The 25,419-nt window shown below is 41.9% G+C and carries 27 protein-coding genes and 1 pseudogene; 12 read left to right on the top strand and 16 right to left on the bottom strand.

All coding sequences use genetic code 11. The features are described from left to right. Positions 1-316: 316 nt before the first annotated feature. The gene (locus tag V7L01_RS26405) at positions 317-1,279 is read left to right on the top strand and encodes a general stress protein (RefSeq protein ID WP_335040059.1); all 963 of its coding nucleotides are present in this window, start codon (positions 317-319) and stop codon (positions 1,277-1,279) included. A gap of 265 nt (positions 1,280-1,544) precedes the next feature. Here V7L01_RS26405 and V7L01_RS26400 read toward each other — a convergent pair whose 3' ends face one another. Beyond that, complete coding sequence (locus V7L01_RS26400; protein WP_335040057.1) at positions 1,545-1,745, bottom strand: heavy-metal-associated domain-containing protein; 201 nt, start codon at positions 1,743-1,745, stop codon at positions 1,545-1,547. A gap of 709 nt (positions 1,746-2,454) precedes the next feature. Next, a complete protein-coding gene (gene ilvN, locus V7L01_RS26395; RefSeq protein ID WP_335040055.1) occupies positions 2,455-2,973 on the bottom strand; it encodes an acetolactate synthase small subunit in 519 nt (172 codons plus the stop codon). Between the two features lie 268 nt (positions 2,974-3,241). On the opposite strand from ilvN, the gene V7L01_RS26390 reads away from it, so the two are divergent. Continuing rightward, positions 3,242-3,610: a BON domain-containing protein gene (locus V7L01_RS26390; RefSeq protein WP_335040053.1), complete on the top strand. Its 369-nt coding sequence runs from the start codon at positions 3,242-3,244 to the stop codon at positions 3,608-3,610. 77 nt (positions 3,611-3,687) lie between these two features. Here V7L01_RS26390 and V7L01_RS26385 read toward each other — a convergent pair whose 3' ends face one another. After that, complete coding sequence (locus V7L01_RS26385) at positions 3,688-4,620, bottom strand: alpha/beta fold hydrolase (protein ID WP_335040051.1); 933 nt, start codon at positions 4,618-4,620, stop codon at positions 3,688-3,690. A 152-nt stretch (positions 4,621-4,772) separates the two neighbouring features. On the opposite strand from V7L01_RS26385, the gene queG reads away from it, so the two are divergent. After that, positions 4,773-5,747 carry a tRNA epoxyqueuosine(34) reductase QueG gene (gene queG / locus V7L01_RS26380; protein WP_335040049.1) on the top strand — a complete coding sequence of 325 codons (975 nt, stop codon included), beginning with the start codon at positions 4,773-4,775 and terminating at the stop codon, positions 5,745-5,747. Next, entirely contained in the window at positions 5,722-6,357 is a 636-nt protein-coding gene (locus V7L01_RS26375) for an HAD-IA family hydrolase (protein ID WP_335040046.1), read from the top strand. Before queG ends, V7L01_RS26375 begins: the two co-directional genes overlap by 26 nt. Positions 6,358-6,697: 340 nt before the next feature. On the opposite strand, the gene V7L01_RS26370 is transcribed toward V7L01_RS26375, so the two are convergent. Then, on the bottom strand, positions 6,698-7,072 hold the full coding sequence (locus V7L01_RS26370; protein ID WP_335040044.1) for a hypothetical protein: 375 nt from the start codon (positions 7,070-7,072) through the stop codon (positions 6,698-6,700). Positions 7,073-7,294: 222 nt separating this feature from the next. Here V7L01_RS26370 and V7L01_RS26365 point away from each other — a divergent pair, with 222 nt between their 5' ends. Beyond that, a complete protein-coding gene (locus tag V7L01_RS26365) occupies positions 7,295-7,825 on the top strand; it encodes an orange carotenoid protein N-terminal domain-containing protein (protein ID WP_335040042.1) in 531 nt (176 codons plus the stop codon). Positions 7,826-8,021: 196 nt separating this feature from the next. On the opposite strand, the gene V7L01_RS26360 is transcribed toward V7L01_RS26365, so the two are convergent. Then, positions 8,022-8,786: an ABC transporter ATP-binding protein gene (locus tag V7L01_RS26360; RefSeq protein WP_335040040.1), complete on the bottom strand. Its 765-nt coding sequence runs from the start codon at positions 8,784-8,786 to the stop codon at positions 8,022-8,024. A gap of 198 nt (positions 8,787-8,984) precedes the next feature. Further along, on the bottom strand, positions 8,985-9,344 hold the full coding sequence (locus V7L01_RS26355; protein WP_335040038.1) for an ATP-binding protein: 360 nt from the start codon (positions 9,342-9,344) through the stop codon (positions 8,985-8,987). Between the two features lie 134 nt (positions 9,345-9,478). Between V7L01_RS26355 and V7L01_RS26350 the strand changes: the two genes are divergently transcribed. The 4 genes from V7L01_RS26350 to V7L01_RS26335 all read left to right on the top strand — a co-directional run bounded on the left by V7L01_RS26350 (position 9,479) and on the right by V7L01_RS26335 (position 13,205). Next, positions 9,479-9,772, top strand: a complete 294-nt coding sequence (locus tag V7L01_RS26350) for a hypothetical protein (protein ID WP_335040036.1) — start codon at positions 9,479-9,481, stop codon at positions 9,770-9,772. After that, positions 9,773-10,012 (top strand): hypothetical protein, encoded by a 240-nt coding sequence (locus V7L01_RS26345; RefSeq protein ID WP_335040035.1) that lies wholly within the window; start codon positions 9,773-9,775, stop codon positions 10,010-10,012. 402 nt (positions 10,013-10,414) lie between these two features. Continuing rightward, on the top strand, positions 10,415-11,881 hold the full coding sequence (locus V7L01_RS26340; RefSeq protein ID WP_335040033.1) for an efflux RND transporter periplasmic adaptor subunit: 1,467 nt from the start codon (positions 10,415-10,417) through the stop codon (positions 11,879-11,881). A gap of 106 nt (positions 11,882-11,987) precedes the next feature. After that, positions 11,988-13,205 (top strand): ABC transporter permease, encoded by a 1,218-nt coding sequence (locus V7L01_RS26335; RefSeq protein ID WP_335040031.1) that lies wholly within the window; start codon positions 11,988-11,990, stop codon positions 13,203-13,205. Here the strand turns inward: V7L01_RS26335 and V7L01_RS26330 are convergent. Further along, on the bottom strand, positions 13,168-13,659 hold the full coding sequence (locus V7L01_RS26330; RefSeq protein ID WP_335040029.1) for a response regulator: 492 nt from the start codon (positions 13,657-13,659) through the stop codon (positions 13,168-13,170). The two genes, V7L01_RS26335 and V7L01_RS26330, sit on opposite strands and share 38 nt — an antisense overlap. 368 nt (positions 13,660-14,027) lie before the next feature. After that, positions 14,028-16,340 carry an NACHT domain-containing protein gene (locus tag V7L01_RS26325; protein WP_335040027.1) on the bottom strand — a complete coding sequence of 771 codons (2,313 nt, stop codon included), beginning with the start codon at positions 16,338-16,340 and terminating at the stop codon, positions 14,028-14,030. Between the two features lie 398 nt (positions 16,341-16,738). Here V7L01_RS26325 and V7L01_RS26320 point away from each other — a divergent pair, with 398 nt between their 5' ends. Further along, positions 16,739-17,143, top strand: coding sequence for a DUF3775 domain-containing protein (locus V7L01_RS26320; protein WP_335040025.1), 405 nt, complete (start codon positions 16,739-16,741; stop codon positions 17,141-17,143). Here V7L01_RS26320 and V7L01_RS26315 read toward each other — a convergent pair. The 8 genes and pseudogenes from V7L01_RS26315 to V7L01_RS26280 form a co-directional block, all read right to left on the bottom strand. Beyond that, positions 17,107-17,355, bottom strand: coding sequence for a DUF1816 domain-containing protein (locus V7L01_RS26315; RefSeq protein ID WP_335040023.1), 249 nt, complete (start codon positions 17,353-17,355; stop codon positions 17,107-17,109). The two genes, V7L01_RS26320 and V7L01_RS26315, sit on opposite strands and share 37 nt — an antisense overlap. A gap of 752 nt (positions 17,356-18,107) precedes the next feature. Further along, on the bottom strand, positions 18,108-18,506 hold the full coding sequence (locus tag V7L01_RS26310; RefSeq protein WP_335040021.1) for a fasciclin domain-containing protein: 399 nt from the start codon (positions 18,504-18,506) through the stop codon (positions 18,108-18,110). A gap of 476 nt (positions 18,507-18,982) precedes the next feature. Then, the gene (locus V7L01_RS26305; protein ID WP_335040019.1) at positions 18,983-19,594 is read right to left on the bottom strand and encodes a hypothetical protein; all 612 of its coding nucleotides are present in this window, start codon (positions 19,592-19,594) and stop codon (positions 18,983-18,985) included. A gap of 45 nt (positions 19,595-19,639) precedes the next feature. Then, complete coding sequence (locus V7L01_RS26300) at positions 19,640-20,665, bottom strand: glucokinase (RefSeq protein WP_335040017.1); 1,026 nt, start codon at positions 20,663-20,665, stop codon at positions 19,640-19,642. An 84-nt stretch (positions 20,666-20,749) separates the two neighbouring features. Next, complete coding sequence (locus tag V7L01_RS26295; RefSeq protein ID WP_335040015.1) at positions 20,750-21,397, bottom strand: histidine phosphatase family protein; 648 nt, start codon at positions 21,395-21,397, stop codon at positions 20,750-20,752. A 165-nt stretch (positions 21,398-21,562) separates the two neighbouring features. Further along, a complete protein-coding gene (locus V7L01_RS26290; RefSeq protein ID WP_335040013.1) occupies positions 21,563-21,910 on the bottom strand; it encodes a DUF1493 family protein in 348 nt (115 codons plus the stop codon). Between the two features lie 159 nt (positions 21,911-22,069). Continuing rightward, a pseudogene (locus tag V7L01_RS26285) lies at positions 22,070-22,249 on the bottom strand (Uma2 family endonuclease); the annotation flags it as partial. A gap of 284 nt (positions 22,250-22,533) precedes the next feature. Next, the gene (locus V7L01_RS26280; protein ID WP_335040011.1) at positions 22,534-23,451 is read right to left on the bottom strand and encodes a LysR family transcriptional regulator; all 918 of its coding nucleotides are present in this window, start codon (positions 23,449-23,451) and stop codon (positions 22,534-22,536) included. Positions 23,452-23,582: 131 nt separating this feature from the next. Here V7L01_RS26280 and V7L01_RS26275 point away from each other — a divergent pair, with 131 nt between their 5' ends. Continuing rightward, the gene (locus V7L01_RS26275) at positions 23,583-24,473 is read left to right on the top strand and encodes an NmrA/HSCARG family protein (RefSeq protein ID WP_335040009.1); all 891 of its coding nucleotides are present in this window, start codon (positions 23,583-23,585) and stop codon (positions 24,471-24,473) included. A 54-nt stretch (positions 24,474-24,527) separates the two neighbouring features. Next, the gene (locus tag V7L01_RS26270) at positions 24,528-25,388 is read left to right on the top strand and encodes an SDR family oxidoreductase (protein WP_335040007.1); all 861 of its coding nucleotides are present in this window, start codon (positions 24,528-24,530) and stop codon (positions 25,386-25,388) included. Positions 25,389-25,419: the final 31 nt, after the last annotated feature.

Raw genomic sequence — 25,419 nt, 5'->3', positions numbered from 1 at the left:
AACCTACTCTTTCTCTAACTTTGTTTTAAACTCGGTGATTTTAAAATATAATCCAGGTTTCGACTTTTTGCTTTTGTGCTGGGAGGATAACTCCCCGCTTCTCATACTTATTAAGACGTTGCTGCAAAATTTCCGCAGTGGGGGATTGCTTGTGCAAAAAGGCAGTTAGTTGAGTTTTAGGGGTAGCGATCGCAGCGTTTGCAAATATATTTTATTACTTAGGATGATTTTCAGTTAAACAAACTCGTATTTAATATTATAAGTACTCAACTACTAAATTTGTCGGCGATTAATTTTCCCCTACTAAGGAGTAATAATGGTTTTAAATCAATATCAACGTGCTATAGGTGTATTTAGCCATCGTAGAGATGCAGAACAGGCATTACATGAGTTGAGAGATTCAGGCTTGGCGATGGAGAGAGTATCTGTAGTTGTACAGAATGCAGACCGCAATCATGAGATTGTCGATAATGAAACTAAAGAGCGCACTGGTGATAAAGCTGACGAAGGTGCAACTGTAGGAGGGCTTTCAGGGGGCGCTGTTGGTGGGTTGACTGGTTTATTAGTAGGTCTTGGTACTTTAGCAATCCCTGGAGTTGGGCCAATTATGCTGGCTGGTGCAGCCGCAACTGCTTTGGTTACAACCCTTGTAGGTGCAAGTATTGGTGCTGCAACTGGGACTTTTGCTGGTGCATTAGTTGGTTGGGGAATGTCGGAGGAGCAAGCTAAAACATATAACGAGCGAGTAGAGTATGGACACTATTTAATAATCGTGGATTGTACATCTGCTGAAATTGCTCAAGTAGAAGCAATTTTACAGCGTTGGGGTATTGAAGAGTTTGGCATTTACGAACATTTCAACAGTGAGTATGGAACTACAAATTATCTGTCCACAACTACTTCTGCTACTGCCATTCCTAATAAAAGTGGAATTCTGATCAAGTATGCTATTAGTGACTTTAATGACATAAATAATGTGGAAGCGGCAATTAACGATATATATGTCGCAGGTTTGCCAGTAAACCAGATTTCTTTAATTTGTAAAGACTTCTCCCAGTTCAAAGGGTCAACAGGCGTTAATTTAAGCGATCGCTTTGACGCTATGAGGCTAGGAATAGCAGATGAGTGGGCACGTTTTTACAACGAGCAAATTGAGCAAGGTAATTACATACTCATCGTTAGTGGCACAGACAATGAACTCGAACGCGCTAGCTCTATACTGAGCAATTATGGGGTTCAAGAGTGTCAAATTTATGACCCAATGTTAATTCGTTCTTGAAAATGGCTACTGGAAAATTTAACAATTTTGTTAGAGCAAATAAATATACAGCAATACTTTCAAATTTCTACACTTTTTAGCTGTATCTGTTACAGCTTATAAGGAAAGCAGAAAGCCAAGTATTTCATAGCAGAAAGATATTCTTGCTCAAGTAGAGTAATTTGTTAATAATATTCCGCCCGGAAAACGGGCGAATATATTCTGATTAAGCAATTGTGCTGGCTAAATTACATTTCTAAATATCCTAAGAAATTTAGAAATGTAATTAATAGCCCTCTATAGTATAACCAGCAGATTGAACTATCTGTTTAATTGTCTCTTCCGAAGCCGCACCATCTACAGTTACGGTTTTTGCATTAACGTCTACATCTACTTTGGCATCAGATACCATAGTCTGAATAGATTTAGTTATTTTTTGGGCGCAGTCATCACCTTTAATATCCGGGACTTTCAGTTTAATTGCCATTACTTACCTCATTACGTAAACTAGAATTTCCATTTAATAAATATAATAACGGTTGAGGTAGCGAGCGGACATCTTACTGAAGTAAGGTAATTGGGGATCGCTGCGATCGTAGTAAATTATAGTTGTACATAAATCGTTATTAACAGAATTTGCTAGTGTTAAAACAAATTAAGATGCCAAAATATATAAAGTTATTTATGAAAATACACTTAGTAGTACCAACTTAGAAAAAGCCGCTTTTAAAGTTTGTTCTGAGGATTCCAGCAGACATTCCAGATTTTCCTATAGGTGTTTCTGTTCAACATATTTGTTCTGGAAGCACTGCCTGAACATACAAGCGTTTATCAGTAAGTCACAAAATCTATTATCTGTAGTTTTTAACTTATTGCTATGCTATAGATACTTTTATTCAACTTTCAAATCCTATATACATTAAAAAAGCAGCTATCTTATGGCATAGATATGCAATCGGGTTCGCAACAAAAGCCCATTATCATCTTGTGCATATAGAAAGACATATATGTTACTAGTAGGGGCGCAAGGCCTTGCGCCCCTACCGCGTGGTCTATTTATCTGAAAATAGCTGTAAAACAGGAAACTCGCTCAACTCGCTCGCTGATACGCGTCTATGGATGCAAAACAGATTGAGGGCGCACGGATGTTCGCCCCCACAAGTAGATTATTTACAACCCTTTATTTAAGTTCCCAACTAAACTTTTGCTTCCAAAGACTTGAGTAACTCGGTATTCACACCCGATTCACGAGTCAGAGCAACTTTGCCAGTGCGGGCGATTTCTCTCAAACCAAATTTTTGCAACACCTGCACGATCGCAACCATTTTACCTGGATCTCCCACAACTTCTAAGGTAAGAGAATCTTCCGCCACATCCACGACTCGCGCCCGGAAAATCTGAGACAGTTCGATCACTTCTGAGCGATTGCTGCTAGTAGCATTCACCTTCAAAAGCATCAATTCTCGCTCGACGCAAGGAGTTTCGGTAATGTCCTGTACTTTAAGGACATTGACTAACTTGTACAGTTGCTTGGTGAGTTGCTCGATGACGCGATCGTCACCAGGTACAACCATTGTAATTCGGGAGACTCCTCCTTGTTCAGCAGGGCCAACAGCAAGGCTTTCGATATTAAAGCCACGACGCGCAAATAAACTAGAAATGCGGGAAAGAACACCCGCCTCATCTTCTACGAGAACTGAAAGGGTATGTTTCATCTTCGCCAACAGAGGCTAGAGCAGGAATTTGAGTAACGCAGACACTCGCTAACGGCTACGCTAGACGTGCTACCGCACTAAATTTTCAGTGCGACCTTCTATTTTAAACTTAATAGTTGCACTCATTGCATTCCTAGAGATAAATTGGGCAGAAATCATACTGCAAGCTTGGATTTATTGAATGCATATCTTTTTATTGGCAGATGCGGTGGTTTTGTAAACCCTTTATACTCAGATTTGATAAGCCTCTAATAGGAGAAAAGTTTTTATGGGTTGGTTACAAAGATTATTTGGAATGGAAAAACCTCCAAATGCGGAAGTAAATCCGACTGCACAGGCAATACCCGAAGCTCCCAATGCTAACGTTGCGCCTAGTGCTACGCAATCGACACCACCAGAACGTGTGGGATTAAATGGAGAATACGACCAAAGTGGTTTAGCAAAGCGGGTAGCGTTGGCATTTGATGAAGATCCCCAACTCGATGATGTTGATACCCTTTGGGTTGCTCAGACAGGCACCACTGTAGTATTGAAAGGTAAAGTTCCCAGTCAAGAAATTCTCAACAAAATGGTTTCTGTAGCCAATTCTGTGAATGGGGCTACAGATGTTGACACTAACCAAGCCACGATTGGCTAGGTGTTAAGAAATTAAAAATTAAAAAATTCAAGTGTGGCGATCGCACTGCTTACCCCATCGCACTGAAACTATAACATTTAAGGAATAACCAACGGTTTGCGATCGCCAACCCATTTCTCAATCCAATCTAAAATAGCTTGGTTGACTTGTTCTGGACATTCATCATGGGGACAATGCCCTACATTCTCCAAATTCAGCACTTCTAATTTCTCGTTGTACTGGGCAAATTGACTAGCAAGGGCTGGCGGAACAAACCGATCTTTTTGTCCCCAAATTAACAACATCGGAATTGTTAAGGTTGGTAATACTGTCTTGACACTGGGACTAAAGTTAATTCCAATCGCAGCTTTGAACAAAGCACTAAAAGCTCTGGCAGAACCTCTATCTTGGGGAGGCCCGGCTAAAATTTCTATGAGTTCATCGGTAATTGCCTCTGAGTTAGCGTAGGCCAGACTTGCCCAGCGACGCAGCACCCCTGGACGGCGCACGAAGTTAAATACAGGTTTAAGTATCAACGGCGAAGCGACAATATTTTTAATTGCTCTGACAACTGGTTGCAGCACAGGCGGAATTGCTTCTTGCTCTAGTGAAGGGTCGGGTAAACTCATCATCACCATACCCAGCACCATATCGGGGTGAGTGGCGGCGGCGGCCATAGAAATCAGCGAACCGTTGGAATTGCCTATTAATATCGCTGGTTCGCGGATAAATGTTTTCCAGAAATCGTAAACCTGCTCAACCCAGAGTTCGATGCTGTAATTAGCTGCGGCTTTTTCAGAAGCGCCAAAACCCAGCATATCGATGGCGTAAACTGTATGATGCTCGCCCAACACTGCTAAATTATGTCGCCAATGACCAATAGAAGCGCCAAAGCCATGTAGCAATATCAGAGGTATTGATTTGTGGTGATTTTGACTAGGGCGAATGTAAGTGTAGCGCGTTTGCCAGCCGCGCCATATCCAATCCCTTTGATTACCAACCCGTTCCTGCCAGTGTAATGTAGTGGTCACAGTCTCCTTTAATTCATCAGCGTGGAAATACTATTTTGACACTCCCTGCTCTAAAGAGACGGGGATTCACAGAAGCAACAAATGTTAATAAAGCATTGACTACGTAATGTAGAATAAAGATGCCTTAATTGAGGCAAAATCCAGATAAAAAAATGAATCAGTATTGTGTAACAAGCAGCAGTTTAGTGAAAGAGAAAGCCAGCGAGTTGGGCTTTCACAAAGTTGGAATTGCTGCTGTAGATAGGGTAGATGCTATAGAAGCGCAGAGGTTGCAAGCATGGATTGAACTGGGTTATCACGCCGATATGGAATGGATGGCTAACCCAAAACGTCATGATATCCGCTTAGTAATGCCAGAAGCGCGATCGCTAGTGTGTGTGGCACTAAATTACTACACACCACATCAACGTCCCGCAGGCGAGGAATACGCCAAAATTTCTCGTTATGGTTGGGGAAGGGATTATCACAAGGTAATGCATAAAAAACTCAAGCAGCTTGCCACATGGCTAAAATCACTTGATGAAGGTGTCTTAGCTCGTTATTATGCAGACACTGGCCCGGTGCAAGATAAAGTGTTGGCTCAACTTGCCGGAATTGGTTGGATTGCCAAAAATGGTAATGTAATTACACGAGAATATGGCTCATGGGTATTTTTGGGAGAAGTGTTGACCAATTTAGAATTAGAGAGCGATCGCCCGCATACAGAACACTGCGGTAGCTGTACTCGTTGTCTTCAGGCTTGTCCTACGGGTGCAATTACTCAGCCTTTTGTTGTGGATGCTAATCGCTGCATTGCTTATCATACAATTGAAAATCGGGCAGAAAAATTGCCAGAGACAATAACACCCCATTTACAAGGCTGGGTTGCTGGTTGTGATATTTGCCAAGATGTTTGTCCTTGGAATCAACGTTTTGCCAGCACAACTGATATTGAAGAGTTTCAGCCAAATCCTGCCAATATTGCTCCACAGCTGGTAGAATTAGCCCAAATCTCAGAGCGTGAATGGGATAAACGATTTACAGCATCTGCCTTGCGGCGGATTAAGCCAGACATGTTACGACGCAACGCCCTAGCTAATCTTGACGCATCCAGGCCAAAGAATGACCCCGAAAGTAATTATTTTTGATTTTGACGGCACAATTGCTGATACGGTAGATGCCCTTGTAAGTATTGCCAATCGTCTAGCTGTAGACTTTGGTTATAGACAAATAAGCCCAGAGCAATTAGCCCTACTTAAAAACTTAACATCTAGGGAAATTATTAAGTACTCAGGAGTTTCTCTATTTAAGATACCTTTTCTAGTTAAAAAAGTTAAAGGGGAATTAAAAAACAAAATCCCAGAATTAAAGCCAATTCCGGGAATTAAAGAAGCATTAATGGAACTCCAAGCTAAAGGATATAAACTGGGCATCATCACTTCTAATTCTAAAGACAATGTTACGCAATTCCTTACCATTAACGGTTTAAATCACCTGTTTGATTTTATCTACTCAGGAATTACAATTTTTGGTAAAACAACCATAATCAATAATGTCTTGAAGCAAAATCAACTCAAGCCTCAAGAAGTTATTTATGTCGGAGATGAAACTAGAGATATAGAAGCATCAAGAAAAGCAAATATCCAAGTGATTGCAGTGGCTTGGGGCTTTAACTCACCGGAAGTACTAGCCAAGCAAGAACCAGATTATTTAATTCAGCGGCCTAGCGAATTACTAGAAGTGATGAATGGTTGTTAATTAATCAAACCGCAACGCGAGAGTCATTAGTCCAAAACAAACCATGTCCCTTGGGGGCGTGGTTTAAATAAGTCTGATAAGCTAAACCACATCTAGTTTGCTTATTCAAAATTAATATAACTCTTGTGGGGTGGGCATCTTGCCCGCCCTAATTATGCAAGTTAAATGTAGAATAGCTTATCATTAGTTTCTTTCGCCCAGAAGGAGCAAGATATATACCAAAAACTCTTTATTAATAGTGAAAATCCTAACTATTAACGACTATTAACGATTGACCAAAAGAGTAGGGTGGGCCATATATCAATGCCCACCCGACAAAATAGCAAAATCTCACGAAAAGTTAATTTTTCCGTTCGCCCTTTTCCAAAGCTTGTTCTACTAAATCATCACTGACATTAGTTACACCCTCAGTGTTAGAATTCCCAACTTCCTTTGCTAACTCTACATAATCATCAGGATTACCAGTTGACTGCGCTTCAGTTTTTGTCTCTACTGGTTTAGAGGTTTTATAGTCAGGTGCAGTGGCTGCTTCGGCTGCTGCTGCGCCTTTACCTGTGCGATCGACTTCACTAACGCTGAATTGTTGCGCAGTTGCATAATCAGCATCAAAATCGACGTTTGGCGCTTTTTCTTCACCACTAGCTATGTTTTCAGCAGCTAATTGGGCATCATGGGTGGGAGCTTCATTAACATTGGGCTTTACTTCATCAGGCATAATTAAAATCCTTAGTTTAAATTTTTTATTGCTTACTTAAAAGAGCATAGCAAAGTAATTAGTTCTTTCCTTGCTCCCTTAGGAGAGGCTTTACCTCTATTAAAAGATAGATTAAACCTGAAATTTGCAATTAATATAACTCTTTCTCTTGATAGTAGAATCTGATGCTCAAACTTTGGTAAGCCTTAGTCTGGCGTGTAAAATTTCTTTGGAAATAAAATTATGACTGCAAGTTACGATAAAGATATTTCTCAAGCCCAGAGCAATGAATCTCAAAATTTGGTAGATGCGTTTAACAATTTAGATACCGATGCAAAATTAGCCTGGTTCTATTTAGTTTATAAAAAAATGGGTGATTCTATCACACCAGCTGCTCCTGCTGCTGCCGAACCTGAGTTAGCACCACTTCTGCTAGGAGATTATTTTGAGTTGTCAGATGAGCAGCAACTAGATATTATGCGGGATATAGTTAACCGCAAAGATACAGAATATTCCCGTGCTTATGGGGCGATAAAAGAAAACAACCAGCTGTTAGTTTGGTATGCTTGGGCAGTAGCTATGGGGGATAAGGTGGTTGACTTACCAAGTACCTATCAACCAACTAAGGCAATTACCGATCTGGTTTCCCAGATTGAAAAATTAGATTTTGACGAGCAAATTTCGGTGTTTCGGACAATATCTGGTGAAGTTGGTTACACCGATGTTAAGCCGATTGAAACGCAAGCAGAAACTGGAAAAACGTCAAGTTTGTAATCGGGACTGGGGACTAGGGAATGCGGATTTAATAAAGTACAAAACCTCACCCCGCTTTTAACAAAAATAAAAAGCGGGGTGAGGTTAAAAACGATATTTGGATGTTATTTAATTCGCATTCTTAAAAGTCTTGGCTACACAAACAAAGTTCGCCTATCTTGCGAGTTCTGCCAAGCAGTAGGCGGACTTTAATAATCTATGAGACAGCCAACTGACTCAAGTCAGATGGTGTGAGATTGGAGTGTACTACTTGACCATCACGGAACCAAACGATGCGCTGGGTTTGACGAGCAACTTCTGGCTCATGGGTTACCATGACAACGGTAATTCCACTAGCATTGAGTTCGGTAAAAATATCTAAGACTTCTTGGGTTGTGCGCGAATCAAGTGCGCCTGTAGGTTCATCGGCTAAGAGTACCACGGGACGATTAACGATCGCCCGCGCGATCGCTACTCGTTGTTGTTGTCCACCAGATAGTTGAGTTGGTTTGTTGTTGAGACGATTTGCTAAACCTACTCGCGTCAGTGCTTCTGTTGCGCGATCGCTTCTTTCTTTTGGGTTCACGCTAGCATACACCATTGGCAGCATCACATTTTCTAGGGCTGTTAGTTGGGGCAATAGGTGGAATTGTTGAAACACAAACCCCAGCTTTTTATTACGGATGTGTGCTAATGAGCGATCGTCCATTTGAGCTACATCGAGGTTATCTAAATAATAATGTCCCCTTGTGGGACGGTCGAGACAACCGATAATATTCATGGCTGTGGATTTACCAGAACCTGAGGGGCCCATGATTGCACAATATTCGCCCTGTTCCACAATTAGGTTGACTTCATTTAGCGCTCGTACTTCTGTTTCGCCACTACCATAAATCTTGAAAATGTTTTCTAGCCGAATGATTGCTGGTTTCGGTACAGCATTAGGAACTAGGGAATCGGTAATTGTAATAGTGTTTTTCATAAGGAGATTGGTAATCTTGGGCTGGGAAGAGAGTAGCTTACCAGTTGTAACTATAGTAACTAGCGTCACTCAGAATATATGCTTTTCAAAATCTAGAATCCAACGGGCAATAACTCATAGTCTCAGACTACTGCAACTAAATTCTCTGTCTTTGCCGATCCCACCCCATCTTAAAGAAAATGGATAAAACCTATATCGCTAAGAAATCACTTTCGTTAAGGTAATTGCTTTTTCAGGACACGCAACGACACACAATCCGCAAGCCAAACACATATCGGCGTGCGGTGTGTAAGCTGTAATTCTTCCATGAGCGCGGCTTTTCAGCTTTCCAAAAAACGATAGTTTGTTGAAATCTTGATCGTCAATTTGCCTCACCTCAAAAACGTCGTAAGGGCAAACCTCTACGCAGTCTCGTTTCCCTTCGCACTTATTCTGATTGATGATGGGTATATATTGGTTAGGCTTTGCTTGGCATTTTTCTCCCGGTCGATTGGGATGCTGCGCCGCTTTTTTAACTTTCTCTTTATTGAGCCTATTATTTGGATTTTCGTTACTCATAAATTTCTTTCAACTTTAAGTACAACACTTTCAATGATTAACACTATTATTGGGCTTTAGACAAAAAAGATTTGTTCCCGTATAATTTGACTCTGTTAGCGAAATGCGAACTTTTGCTTGCGGAAAATACTAAAATGAGTACGCGATTTAGCGAAATGAGAAAGCAATCAAGCATTTTGAAAAAACAATATGCCTTTTTGCTTGCTGAATCTACCGAAATGAGAAAGCAATATGCCTTTTTACTTGCTGAATCTACCGAAATGAGAAAGCAATCAAGCATTTTGAGAAAGCAATATGCCTTTTTACTTGCTGAATCTACCGAAATGAGAAAGCAATCAAGCATTTTGAGAAAGCAATATGCCTTTTTGCTTGCTGAATCTACTGAAATGAGAAAGCAATCGAGCATTTTGAGAAAGCATTTAGTCTAAATGCTTTTTCATTTCGGTATTTTGCTTATTAAATTCGACTTTATTTATTTTTTCAATGAAGTAACTAGGTACGATCGTCGGTGTGACGACAAACCCAAAGTCTCCGGCTTTGCGCTTTGCGTCTACGTTAAGCATCATGCTTCAATACTGCAAGTCGAGTATCCTAAGTCTTGTGACTTCTTTGGTGCAACAGTAGCGATCGCCGCCAAAAATGGCCAAGTAGAAGCAAGCTACGAGTAGCACCAGGTTTTAGCCTGGGGGAAATAAAGCACAACCTCACTTGTAGTACGTCTGCTGGCGAATTTTTACCTAATAATGTGGCTAAAGTCACCCATTCAGGTGAAGGCACACAAACATGTAATACATATTATGAAGTAAGATTAAGCAACTATGAAGCTAATTATGCGTCTAGTTGTTAGTTCATTAATAAAAATTTAATCTAAAAATTTTAACAACTCCGCATTTCTGCATCTGCCCTTTAATATTTATGTCCGCTCAATTAACCATAGTTAAGAGCAACCCTCAACCACTCCCCACAAGCGCGGAGTGCAATTTGGCGTGCTTTTACTATGGGCAATTTAATGGACATCATCATATAACTACAGGCTACTTCCATAAAACAAGATTTATAGGCTTCTAGATATGGCTACGCAGATAGAAATTCCTGTTATTGGCAAAGTTAAGTATCCATTACGCTGGCTAATGGGGCTGATAGCTGGGGGTGCCTTGGTTGCTGGGATTACAACCTACACCCTGGTAATTCAAGGGACAAATAAAGAAGATATTGCTCAATTAACTGTGCCAGTAGCAGCGAAAAACGTCACCTTGCGGATTACAGCTAGTGGTAAAGTCGTGCCAGTTCAGAGCGTAAATATTAGTCCGAAGAATCCTGGAGTGCTGTCGCAATTATATGTGGAACAAGGCGATCGCATTCAACAAGGGCAAATTCTCGCCCGCATGGATAGCGCAGGTATTGAGGCTCAAAAGAGCCAGTACCGTGCTAACTTAGCCCAAAGTCAAGCACAACTAGCCGAAGCCCTTGCTGGTAGTCGTCCTCAAGAAATCGCTCAAGCTAAGGCGCGGTTAGCCCAAGCTCAAGCCCAGCTAACCCAAGCTCAAGCTGGTAATCGTCCCCAAGAGATTGCTCAATCTCAATCCCAAGTGGATGCGGCTCAAGCTAAGGTGAATTACACCAGCGAACAGGTAAAACGTTACCAATATCTATACAAAGAGGGAGCAGAGAAAAAACAATTATTCGATCAAGCCCTCAGCGAAGACAAAAGTGCTAGAGCCAATTTAGAAGAAGCTAAAAAAAGATTTTCGTTAGTTCAAAGTGGGACTCGGACTGAGGAAATTGCCCAACGTCAAGCAGCAGTGAATGAAGCACGGGCAGCATTGGTACTGTTGGAAGATGGGACTCGTTCTGAAGAAATTGTCCAGCGTCAAGCAGCTGTTGAAGCGGCTAAAGCTCAATTGAAGGGTGTGCAAGTGCAGTTAGAAGATACAATTATTCGCGCTCCTCTTTCGGGAATTGTTACCCAAAAGTATGCCGATCCTGGTGCGTTTGTCACACCCACAACTTCTGCATCTGCTAGTGCATCGGCAACTTCTAGTTCAATTGTCGCCGTAGCACGCGGTTTAGAAGTATTAGCTCAAGTTCCCGAAGCCGATCTTGGCAGAATTAAACCGGGACAGCAGGTGGAAATTATCGCTGATGCTTATCCCGATCGAGTTTTTAAAGGTCATGTGCGCCTAATTGCTCCAGAAGCAGTGCTGGAACAAGGTGTAACATCCTTCCAGGTGCGGGTTGCTCTGGATACTGGTACAGATCAACTGCGTTCTGGCTTAAATGTGGATCTGACTTTTTTAGGCGATCGCGTTAATGATGCCTTGGTGTTACCAACGGTGTCAATCGTCACCGAAAAGGGTCAAACTGGCGTACTTGTACCAGATGCAAAGAATAAACCCCAGTTCCGCGAAGTTACAGTTGGGGCACAAATCCAAGACCAAACTCAGATTATAGGGGGAGTTAAAGAAGGCGATCGCGTTTTTGTGAATCCACCCAAAGACTACAAAACCGAGAAGGCAAAAGAACAACAAAATAAATAATCCCAAATTGGGATAAGCAAGTTCGTAGTAAGGACTTTAGTCCTTATTTTTCAGCACTAAAGTGCTGACTACAAACCCTGATAAAAACTTTTAATCAAAAATTGACATGAATTTTTTAGAAAGCCTTAACATGGCAGGTAAAACCCTGCTATCAAATAAGCTGCGTAGCGCCCTCACGATGCTGGGTATAGTTATTGGCAACGCCTCAGTGATTGCCATGATTGGCATTGGTGAAGGTGGGCAAAAGTACGTGAATAAACAGTTGGAGTCATTAGGGCCAAATGTGCTGTTTATACTACCAGGTAATCGAGAAACTCAGCGTATCTCCTTTGAAGTGCCAAAAACTCTGGTGCTACAAGATGCTGATGCGATCGCCTCTCAAGTCCCAACAGTAGTAGGAGTTGCGCCAGAGTTAAACAGCAGACAGGTAGTTGTGTACCGCAACAGAAACACCGATGTCAACATCATTGGCACAACTCCCAGCTTCTTGTCGGTGCGGGATTTTGAAACTGATAAAGGCAGGTTTTTCTCTGAGGTAGATATCAAGCGAAGTAACCAAGTCGTTGTGCTGGGTGGAGACTTGGCAGAAAAACTATTCGGTAATAGTAACGCCATCGGTCAGCAATTGCGAATTGGAAATACCAGCTTTCAAGTGATTGGGACGTTAATAGCCAAAGGTTCCAGCGTGGGAGCAGATTATGATGATGCTGCTTTAATACCGATCGCGACTTCAGCAAACCGACTTGTGGGAAAGAATTCTCCCTATGGTATCGCCTTAGATTATCTCGTTGCTGCGGCTCGTGATTCAGAGAGTGTGGATGCAGCAGAATTTCAAATTACTAATTTGCTGCGTCTACGGCACAAAATTAATGGTGAAGATGACTTTACTATCCGTTCTCAAAAGGATGCTTTGCAAACTGTCGGTCAAATTACAGGTGCATTGACAATTATGCTAGCTGCGATCGCAAGTATATCGCTGTTTGTCGGCGGCATTGGCATCATGAATATTATGCTTGTTTCCGTCACCGAACGCACTCAAGAAATCGGATTGAGAAAAGCGATCGGCGCAACTGAGCAAGATATTTTGCTACAGTTCATCATTGAGGCAGTAATAGTTTCCGCAGCTGGCGGTTTAGTTGGAACTGCGGTTGGCGTCAGTGGCATTCTATTAGTGGGAGCCTTGACTCCTTTAGAAGCGGCACTTTCTCCAACCGCGATTGCTATGGCAGTTGGTGTCTCTGGTGGTATTGGTTTATTCTTTGGTGTTGTTCCTGCACGTCGCGCTGCTAAACTCGACCCAATTGTGGCATTGAGAAGTGCTTAGTGTGTAAAACTAATACATCTGGACAAGAATTTTCCGCCACATCTTCCTGTACTTGATTCCTAATCGTGGAAACAAATTTGTCAAGGCCGAATGGTTTAAGTAAATATTCTTCAAACTCCACATCTGGAATTTGGTCATGAGTACCTGTGGTAGATGTTGAAGTCACAATAATTGGGATATGCTTTCCATTGTTTGCTTCCATAGCACTCAATGTATTTAGCAATGTATAAATACTTTCACCTAAAAACCTAATTTCACAGACAATAATCTTGGGTGTGAACCAACTCAGGATTTCTAAAGCTTCTTTTATCGAACCTGCGGTAATCACATTTGCGCTCAAGTCTTCGAGTAAAAAAGCGTACAAATCTCTACTATCGCGATCGTTGTCTACAACGAGTACTTCTACATCTTTGAGTAACCCAACTGTCAAGCAAAAGCCATTGATTAAATTCATAACAAGACCTGCCATTAAAGCTGTAAGTGCAAAGTGGGTTGAAAAATGAGTAAGTAGAGATGCGAAATTGCACTGGGCTAGCTTCGCACAATTACGCTAACCCGTCTCTAGTTGCTTCTGTCAAAAGGTGCATTCATTGGAAACATTTCCGTACTACTCTAAGTAAGCTACGCGCAGCTTTTGTCTCAGTAGAAGAGTGGTTACAAAGAAAAGTACCGAAAGAAGGATTTTTGCTAGAAATTAGATGAAAAACTTTCTTTAATATGGCAAAGTGTTGTTTGATTTACTAAATTAGTTGATTGACTACGACACAAAACGTAATAAAAACTAATCTGGCAACTACCTATTTGCGTAATTAACTAAAAGAATTATTGCCATTCCCTGTCTTCAAGTTCTTTTTGAGGCAACAATAAGGTAGCTTCAATTTCCTGCCTAATAGCAGCCGTCACTTCACAATTGCTATGCAGGCAATCGAGTAGTAACTGATTAGCATCGTAGTAGCGTTGCAGCACTTGCTGTTGTTCAGGGCTAAACTGCCACTGGTGGTTAATGTTGCGATAATTAACCACCGTCTTATTTACCTGTTCAGCCCAAGCTGAATAGTTCGTTTGCGACCATAGTTCAAACCGTTGTTGACTTTGGCGAAAATTTGGCAATTGGTCAGAGAGTTGTTGCAGAGATTTATGCAGTCCAACATCCAGAACAATGCCCAGAATGTTCGATAAAGCATCTCCACAGGCGTGAATGTGAGCAAAGTCCTGGCTCCCATCAATTGCACACTCCACCAGCAGGTTATCTAAAGCCGCATCCAGAAACATTCCCTGGTCGAGGCTGCTGGCTAGAGCAAAGTGAGGAGCTAGGTGAGGAGTCCGACTCAAGGCAAGGTAAAATGCTCGAATTGTCGCTTCTTTTGTTTGCGTGGGAATAGTGCGAGATTTTTGGCTAGCCCAGGTCAAAAACTCTTGTAAATAAGGGTCTTGTGCAACCAGTGCATCAATCTGTTGCTTCATCAACTGTACCAAAGAGTCTGCACTTCGGAGCATGGTAGCTGTAAACAAGAAGATTTCGTGCCAATGTGGGTCTGTAATGTGACTAACTAATCCTTCTAAAGCTTGCCCAAATGCCTCTAGGTTATGGCTGGCAACGATTTTTCTTGCTGTAAAGTATTCTTGAAACGCCAGATAGGAGAAGGAAAAAATTCCCCGCGCCCGTTCTGCCAGTAGCCCATGTTGAGCCTCCATTGACTTCAGCGCTGCTTCGCTTTCTATTTGCAGTGACTCTGCATCCATTGGCACGTTGGTCAGATTCTGAATATAGTCACCAATGTATTGCTCAACGATGCGTTGCTCAAAAAAGTACTGACCTTGCTCAAATGTCGCTGCTGCAATCTGACTCAATAACTTCAGCTTTTGGGGTAATAAAAACCCTCGGTAAACTTCATCCCGTTCAATGCCTCTGGCTTCATCCCATTTACCCAATAGAAGGTCTAAACCTTGCTTATAAAAGTCAGTCCGCTTAGTCGGAAATTTTTCTTGAGCGTGAAACACCCAGCAAGCAAGATGCAAAAATAGGGGCGTAACCACGAGTTGGCGAAATTGCCAGTTTTCATCTAACTCCAACTTCTGTATAAACTGAACGGATTGTGCTTGACCATCTTGAATGTTGGTCTTGGTAAATGTCACAAACCATTTTTGAGCGAAGGCAATGACTTGTTCTGAGGTAAATGGAGCAATCTCAACATCGGCAAAGCCTCGGAGTCTGAGTTTTTGAGATGCTATTCGACATGTGGCCACGAATTGATTTTTGTGATATTTCTCTGAAAATCTGCGAATTTCGCTTAAGACAGCATTGCTTTGTTGGTTAATAACTTCATCCATGCCATCAAGCAACACTAACACTCTACCTGCACTAAGTAATGTTTCAATTACTGACGGATCTAAAATTCCAGATGTGAGGAACTCCTGGCGGATGTATTTTAATAGGCTGAACTCGTTGGTGGCTTTAGATTCTTCAGTAAAATTTCTCAGGGTGATGAAGATTGGCACTTGATTCGCCGCAAATTTACCTTGGTTACATTGAATCGCGAGATATTGTAAAAAGGTGGTTTTACCTACTCCTGGTTTACCTAGCACCCTCAGCTTGGAGTATTTTTCAACTGCCTCTGTACCAGGTATCTGGTTCTGATCGGCCTCACCTTTGCCAAAACGGTCAAATTGTTTGGGGTCAAGGTTTTGCAGTTCAGCTATTTCTAAGTACTGAAGACTGGCAATTTCCTCCAAAATATTCACATCTATATATATGTCATCGATCGCAACGGGACGGCTAATATCCAATAACTGCAAAATACCACACTGGTCTTGAATTTTGTCGAAGCGTTGCGATCGCACTTGCTCCACTAATGTATCAATATTCAAGATAGGGTGCTTGGTATATTCTTCTAGTTCCAAGAATTCTGCCGGAGGATTGGTAGCAATCTCCCGCCAATTCAGTTCTAATACAGAACAAATTTCAATAAAGGTATGACGCTCAACCGGACGACCACTGAAAAACCGCCAAATGGGTTGTCTAGTCTTGAGGTTCACTTCTGCTGCTAGATTGTCTTGTGTCCACCCCTTGCGAGCAAATGCTGTTTTAGCCTGTTGAATTCCAGTCAGTGATGCTTGGAGCGATCGCTTGACCATACGACAATAACCCTGCTCCTCAAATCATGAACTTTAACTTTTATTAAAATCTGCTATCTTATAGATTTTTCTATGATAATAACATTCTACTAATTTAAAGTTATACAAAACCCTAGAGTATACTTTCCTTTTTTTAACTTTTTGTATCGAAATCAAACGTTATACATTTATCCTATACATTTCAACCTTTCGACGAAACCTGAATTCAAACACTGATCTGTAATGCTCAATTATGAGTTAAAGGGTTATTTAGCACTTACTTGCTTGATTTAAAAACTATAGTTGCATTATATACAAAAAATTTAAGTATATATGTATCCAAAAACTTTTTTTAACAAAAATCTAAGTTTTCTCTATACTTAGATTTTTGTTTATTAACTCCAACTTAAATAAAAAATATGAGTTTATTATCAGTTAACAAAATATATAAAATTATTGAAATGGCTGAATTAATTTATGGAAAAATGGGATCTGAGAGAATAAATAAATCAGAAACATTTATAGATAAATTGTCTGATTATTTAGAAGATTTCAATATCACAGGAAGATGTTCAGTAAATGTCCTACATAAATATATTGACGAACTATCAGAGGAAGAAAAAACAGAGGTAATAGCTTTGATATGGCTTGGTCGAATTTCATCAGGTCAAGTACCAGAAGACTTCACCAATTTGATTAAACAAGTAGTAGAGCTTATACCTCAAAACTATGCAACCAGTTATATTATCGAAAAACCCCTTTTAGCAAAATATCTGCGAGACGGGCTTCAAAAACTAGATATTTGGAGTTCTGCTTCATCCTGAAAAATTGTTAGGGCATCAGGCTGACATAGTTTGACTAGTGCAACGATATCTCTAGCTCCTTCCTGATATAAATCTTCGACATAGCCAGTTCTATAAAGTTGCGCCTCTTTTCCACTATCAAAAGGGCCAAAGTAATAAGTACAGCGCGGAACAACGGTGTTAATTTCTACCCACCAGGCAAACTCTGATTGATTAGATTGAAATAAATTCATAAGGGATACCAATGATTAATTAAACTTGATTAAAGATAGCCTTCTGGCATTTCCTGATGGCAGTTGCTACAACGCCAGTAAACTCCTCGGTAATTGACGTGACGGAGTAAAGTATTTGAACAACAAACACAAGCATGTTTGCCCTTCATAAATTGACTGATTTCTGTAGATATATGATTTTGGCTGCAACCAATAATCAAATTATTTTGACTTGTTAATAAATATTTCATGTTCAGAGCTAAATTGTTAAACTAATTTAGCTAATGTTGTTTTTATTGATCGGGTAACTTTGAAGATAAATTATGTCGTCGTCTAAAGTATTTACTAAGTAAAACAACCTCAAAAAATATAAAATAAACCTCTTTTCTCTTAGAGGTTGTTTGAAAAGTAGTTGGCTGTATCTTTGCACTTATTGATCCCCCCTAACCCCCCTTAAAAAGGGGGGAACTGGAATCAAAGTCCCCCTTTTTAAGGGGAGCCAGTGCGGTCTTCTCCCTTGGCGTTAGCCTCTCCCTTTGGGAGAAGGGGAGACGCCAAGGGCGATAGCGCAGCGTTAGCGAGCCTGCGAGCGTCTGGGGGTTTCCCCCATGAGCAACTGGCGTGGATTTAGGGGGATCTAAAACGTTTCACTACCGAGAAGAGGACTTTTCAAACATCCTCTAAGAAATAAGGTATAAGATTTAACGTTTTACTTAGTAAATACTTAAGTAGTCGTGAGGTGGTGACTATAAATAGTTCCTAGCCCATACACGTTATTCGCTATCTATACGTTTGTTTGTTGACTGAGGAATCAACAATGATGTGGATGACACCGTTATCATCAACAGCATCGGGTTTTGAGGCTGTGATTCATAATGTGCATTGAAACTATGAAAAGGGTCAATTTTCAAACTTGAAGCTTTAATCGGCTTTATGGGCATCAGCTTGCCGGAAACAATATGATACCTCAGGAGTTCCTGGAGCTTATTAATATTGTTAAGCAATGTCTCTACAGTATCTGATGGAAGCTTTGCAAAAGCTTGATTTGTAGATGCAGAGGCGATAAATGAGTCAACACCTTTGAGAGTATCTATCAAATTGGCAGCCTTGATTGCATCAACTAGAGTGCTAAAAGAACCAGAGTTAACGGCAGTAACAGTAGTATCAGCCATTTCTTTCACTTGGTTTTATTTAATTTGGTCATCAATAATTAATAGCATGACATCCTAGTGTTAGAAATCATGTTTTAATAAGCGGTTGAGTAGCGTATAAGTTGTATAATCTGAGCGAAAAAATTAAATAATTAAAATATAGCAGAATTTAGGAGTTAGAAGTTTGGAATGGAAAAATATTGTTAGCGACAATCCAAAGTTTTTATCCGGTTTGTGGTGTATTGCGGAATCTGTAAGAAAACGAGGTTTTAGTATGAGTTTTACCCCACCCTAACCCTCCCCGTATGTATTGGGGAGGGAACTGGATTTCTTAATCCCCCCTTGGAAAGGGGGATTAAGGGGGGTAAATTCTACTTGTTTACACCACCATAGCTTTTTAGGAAAGAGGAATGGAAGTGAGGTCAAAGTATATTGCATACAAATAAAAAGCGCTATATTAGCCACACAATTGATTGCAAGACTAATATAGTAGAGTTTTAGTTATTTGGCTTTTTCAAAACTACATGGAAGGAATTTAAATACCCAGTAATAGTTTTAGCTAATGTTTTCTGCTGTTTTTTTGTAGTTATTGCCATTACTTGATATAGTCTTCCTTCGGCAACATACATTCTACTTCTAGTAATTTTACCTCCAGAATTGATATACTCAATTTCTTTACCAGGATGATTATTAGAACTCCGAATATTCCTTTGACTAATTAAATTACTTTTCGTAGTCTTTAAAGCCATATCCCGTGCATTATTAAGTACAGCTTGGGGGTCAGTTATTTGACCATAACTATAAGGAAAATCATTGTAAGCAACTATGTATGCTACTTGCTGTTTTGGTGGTTGAGCGACAAATATTTCTAAGGTAATTTCCCCCATATAAGTTTTTTGGGATTCGGTATTTCTGTTGGGGTTTCCCGGCATCAAAATAGTAAAGCGCCCATCTGGGGCGGTGTATAACTTCCATTTTGGCTGCACGGGTTGAGAAACCTTTGGTTTGACAACAGTCGCCGCAGGTTTGGGTTGACGCGCTTCCACAAAAACAGAACCACCACAAACAAGTGTGGCGGCGATTAATGGCAACAGAATTTTAACTGTCATATTTTATGCCTTTTGAGATGCCGATCTCACTGATGATGCTAGCTGTTATAACCTAGCAGCACATAAAGCAGCACCTATTAGCCCCACTTGCGGGTTGAGGATAACATACACGGGGATCTCTTCAAGCAGGCGGCGCATCCTGCCTTTTTGAGTGAAATTTAATAAGAAACCGTTGTTTTCAATTAAGGGGAGGATTTTGGGCGCAATTCCACCAGCAATGTATAAGCCACCATAAGGTAGGAGTTTAAGGGCAAGATTGCCGGCTTCTGCACCGTAAGCTTCTATAAATAATTGCAAGGTTTGTTCCGAAAGGCGATCGCGTTTTTCTAGTGCAGCTGTACCAATTGCAGCACCAGGATCGACGCTTTTCTCTTCCTGTCCCGCTTCTTGTTCCCACGTTCTGACGACTTGGGCAATATCTGGTGATTCAGCGGCAAATTTGCGATCGCGCAAAAATTGGTAAATTGCCACAATTCCCATTCCAGAAACCACGCGTTCCACAGAAACGCGCTGGATATCATGTTTACCCAGCAGGTATTTCAACAGTTGAAACTCCATCTCGTTCCGAGGGGCAAAGTCAGCGTGTCCACCTTCTGAGGGAAAAACTTGATAGTCCTTTCCTTGCTTAATTAAAAATCCTTGCCCTAAGCCAGTACCAGCACCAATAATTCCAATGGGGGTTTCGGGTTGAGGTTTGCCAACTTGCAATGTCAGCAAGTCTTCTTTTTGTAAACCTGAAATGCCATAGCCAACGGCGGCGAAGTCGTTAATCAAAGAAATATGCGGGATACCCAATTCTTCTTCTAAACGTTCGGTATCTAGGAACCAGGCTAAATTGGTGAGTTTGGCAGTATTTTTGACAATGGGCCCTGCGATCGCAAAACAAGCCTTTTCTGGTACTGGTGTATTAGCTTTGTCCAAAAACTTCTGCACAATTGGTACTAAATCGGGAAAATCGGCACTGTGGTAACTTTCCTGAGAAATAGTATGTAAAGCTTCTGAATCTGATGTTTCAACCAATTGCAGAATAGTTTTCGTACCGCCGATGTCTCCTGCTAGTAACAAAGTCATAGAATTTATTGGTGAATTAAATTACTTTTTTGTAAGATATACCCAACCTAGCAGAAGTCATGAACACAAATCTCTATCAGAGGTTTAAGCAAATCGAATAACTTCTTCTATGTGGGTTAAATGGGAAGTATCTCCCGTTAGTTCTAATAACCATTCTGGTTCCTGGCGTACCACTTTTACCAGCGAACATAAAGAAGCTTTAACTTCTGTTTTGGCAATTTCCCCCACTAGCCCCATTGCTCCCCCTAACACCGATGCGCCGTGTGCTACTAGCAGGATATGTTCTGGTAAGAACTCAGTAGCTAAACATCTCGCAGTTTGCCCAGAACGTTCTCGCACTTTTTCGCGAGTTTCAGGATATTTGGCGGCGATGCGCGAAGTATAGCTGGTGTCAATTCTAGGGAATAACTCTGCTAATGCTGGAGTTGAGAGTCTTTCAGGTTCTTCTGTCATCCAAACTGGGTTTAGCCATTCACTCAAGCCTGTTTCCAATTTGATCGGCAAGTTTAGCGCTTCTGCAACTGCGTTTGCCGTCTGTACGGTTCGCAGAAAAGGAGAAGCGAAAATATGGGCAATCTTTTCTTTTTTCAATCGTCTAGCTAACTGTTGTGCCTGCACCATACCATCATCAGACAAGGGTGGATCGTAGCGTCGTTCGGCGGTGAGAAACCAATCAGGGTTTACGAAATCGAGGCGGTTAGCGTGTCTTGCGATCCAGACTATTTGACTCATGGGTTTAATTATTCCGGTGAATAGAATTCCCCGCTAAACAAATATATAGATATCTGCAAGGAGGGCTGCAAATATTAATATATGACAAAAATCGTAATAAGATTTAACAATACTAACGATCAGGAAAACTTATAAGTATAAATTAGTTAAGATTGTGTAATGAACTCAAATGTAAATATCAGATTGGGACGGTTCAAACCAAACTCCAGACTCAATAACTGATAGTAGATGGCTGACGGTAATTGTTTTGAGTATGCCGTGACGTTTGCGATAGTAAGACTCAAAAAGTAAAGAAAATAAATGTGGTTCTTCACGGAAGTAGCGGTAAAAAATAAACCCCTGCCAATCTATGCCAAACTGTTCAGTAATTTTACAAAATACTTCATCAACATCATCACCATCTATTTTGAGGTCTTCCCGAAGCCGTGTATTAAGAGTAATATCTTTTGTTTGCACACCCAGTTCATTAGAAAGAATTGCTGCAAGTTGTTTAAATCTATCTGTAAATGACATAAGCTTTTTAGGTGACAAACTCCACTAGCAAGAATACTATGAACAAGGGAATTGTTAGCAGTAAATACTGGTTAAGCCTCTATAGGCTAGTAGCAAGATAGGGTTATTGTAGGCATTCCTTTAGTTTTTCCAAAGCTAGATATGAATCTATACCATTACTTATAACTTCAACCATCCAAATAATTGCCCTACAGTTAATTTAAAGCCGCTAACTAAATCGGGAACTGGTAATATTTCTTGGTCTTCTTGTAAAAGTTCTGGTTGCTGCTTTGGTGGATAAACTAAAACAGAGCGATCGCCTGGATCGATTAACCAACCGAAGCGACTACCATGTTTTAGGGACTTCCAAGAAATAAAATATACAGTTAAGAGAAATGATAATCATTATAATGGGAGAGGACAAGGGTTGCCATCGGCAATCCAAGACTCCCCGAATACACATGATTTCAAGATATCCTTAGCCTCACCAAGTATTTGCTGTTTGACAGTTGGCAGCATTTGATTGACTTCATGCTCTCGGACTCGCTTCTATCCTCAGTCACTGACTCATCCGAAATATTTTGAATTTGGAATTGCTGACGTCAATGGCATGAGATTTCGGGCAATTGAGCGAGTTAAAGGTTTTAATCGACCACATCAGTTCGCTTTAGGGCAGTCACCAATTCTGTCATGAATTCAACAAAGACGCGCACTTTAACTAAGAGATAGCGTTTCTGGGGATATAACACGGCGATCGAGAGTCCAACTTGAGTCGCGTAGGATTGAAGAATTGGTTGAAGGTCGCCTCGCGCGATCGCATTTGCGGCAATAAATTTAGGCAGTTGAACCACACCCGCGCCTTGAATAACTGCTTCTAAAATGACTTCTGAATTATCAAATCGTAGATAACTGTCCACAGCAAGGTCAATTGCTTTGCCATCTTGTTCAAACTTCCAGGTCGGTTCTTGTCGGTTTTGCGGATAGATAAAGTTGACACAGCGATGTTGCGATAGCTCTGTGGGCGTTGTGGGCATACCCTTCTGAGCGAGATACTGCGGCGAGGCACAGGTGATATAACGTGCAGTTGCTAGGTGGTGCATGATTAAACTGCTATCGCTGTTCAGTCCAATCCGCACTGTTGCATCAATACCTTCCTCAACTAGATCAATCAAGCGATCGTTAAACGAAACATTCAGCTTGAGGTCAGGGTATTGTGCGGTAAATTGCAGGAGAGCCGGGGCGATATGCAGTTTGCCAAACGCAAAGCTCAGATCAAGCCGCAATGTTCCAAGCGGCAGGGACTGCGATTGTTTAACTTCGAGTTCGGCTTCTTCTAAATCGTTAAAAATTTGCTGACAGCGTTGATAAAATCGGTTGCCATCTTCGGTCAGTGTCAAACTGCGTGTTGTTCGCCCAAGCAAGCGCACCCCCAAGTTATCTTCTAAGCGCAATACGGCTCGACTCACGGCTGACGGAGCCATGCCTAACTGCCTTGCTGCCTCTGAAAAGCTGCCACACTGGGCGGAGCGCACAAAAATCATCAGGCTTTTGAGCTTGTCCATTGAAGCCACCGCATCTTTGAATTTTTTGCACAAGTGTTTTGAAGTTTAACTACTTTTTCTCTTTTCTTGTACAAGTTACTGTTTAGATGAATTGAAACTTTAAATCCATAAACAATTGTGAGAAAACACGTATGGCACAGCAAACAAAACCAGAGCAACTCATTTTAGTCACCGGAGCCACGGGCAATCAGGGCGGTGCGATCGCACGTCATCTTCTCCAACGCGGAAAATTCAAGGTTCGCGCGATGGTTCGCGATCAAAATAAGCCTGCTGCTCAAGCGCTTCAACAAGCAGGTGCAGAACTCGTCCAAGGAGATTTCAACGATCGGGCTTCACTCGATCGCGCTGTGCAAGGCGTTCACGGCATTTTTTCGATGCAGGACTTCCGAGAAGGAGCGGAGGTTGAAATTCGTCATGGTCAGGCACTCGCTGACGCGGTGAAAACGGCTGGCATTGAGCATTTTGTCTACAGTTCGGTAGGAAGCGCCGACCGCAACACTGGTATTCCACATTTCAACAGCAAGTTTCAAGTCGAAGAACATGTCCGAGCGATAGGTTTGCCCTATACGATTCTGCGTCCGGTCTTCTTCTTTTACAATTACAACGGGATGCGATCGATGGTAGAAAGTGGAACGCTGTTCCAGCCACTGAGTCCCGATACAAAATTGCAGCAGTTGTCCGAGGAAGATTACGGGGCAATGGTTGCCGAGGTATTCGAGCGTCCCGCAGACTTCATAAACCGCGAAATCGAAGTCGCCAGTGTGGAGATGACTATGACAGAAATTGCTGCCGCGTTTAGCCGCGTCTTAGGAAAGAACGTCGCATACCAACAAATTCCATTTGAAGCATTTGAGCAGCAAGCTGGAGAGGAAGTGACCATTATGTATCGCTGGTTTGAAAATGTCGGCTATATCGCAGATTTGGCGGGGTTGAAACGCGATTTTCCTCAACCAACCGATTTTGAATCCTATTTGCGCGGTCGCGGCTGGGCAAAATCTGCCGAAAGCGCATCCGATAACTAGTCAAAAGATTAGCAGAAAGTTCACAACGAGTATCAGAACAATCAGGAGAAAACGATGAAAGCATTGGTCGTAGGAGCAACAGGTAAGTACGCCAGCCTTGTCGTGCCCGAACTGAAGCAGCGCGGTGCCACAGTCCGCGCCCTAGTGCGTGACGAGAGCAAAATTGAAGCGGCGCGCCAGCAAGGCGCAGACGAGACGACGATCGGCAACCTCCAAAACCTGGATAGTCTCCGTGCTGCTGCTGCTGGTGTGGACAGCGTTTTTCATATTAACCCTGCCTTCGCTCCCAACGAAGCGGAGTTGGGTGTGGCGATGGTCAAAGCTGCTAAAGCCTCTGGTGTGCGGAAATTTGTATTCTCTGGTGTTTATCACCCGTCGCTCTCCAAACTGAGCAATCATGCTGCCAAGCGTCCGGTGGAAGAGGCAATGTACGAGTCGGGTATGGAGTTCACCGTGCTGCAACCGTCGATGTTTATGCAGAACTTTGCGGCGGGCTGGGATACGGTGATTAAGCAAGGACGATTCTCGCTGCCCTACTCCAAGCTAGCAAAAGCTTGCTATGTGGACTACCGCGACGTGGCGGCAGTCGCAGCAAAGGCGTTAACGAGTAACGAGTTAAGCTACGGAACGTTTGAGCTATGCGCTCCGGGCATGGTCAACCGCGTAGAACTGGCGGTGATGATGGGCGAGGCGATCGGGCGCACGATTGAGGCGGGTGAATCTCCCTTCGATGAGTGGGCACAAGGCGCACATATCCCGGACGGGCTACGCGATCGCCTGCGGGTGATGTACCAAGACTACGATCGGTATGGTTTTCCTGGCGGGAACGCGATCGTGCTGCGAACACTGCTTGGACGAGAGCCGCGATCGCTACCGCAGTACTTTCAAGAACTTGTAAATCGCAAAGTGGCGTGACGGCTACTCAATCGAAGTTTGAGTGGCAGAG

It is taken from the genome of Nostoc sp. (assembly GCF_036917095.1).
Classification (GTDB): Bacteria; Cyanobacteriota; Cyanobacteriia; order Cyanobacteriales; family Nostocaceae; genus Nostoc.
Note: the sequence above shows the minus strand (reverse complement) of the source record. Positions and strands in the feature narration are given on the sequence as shown.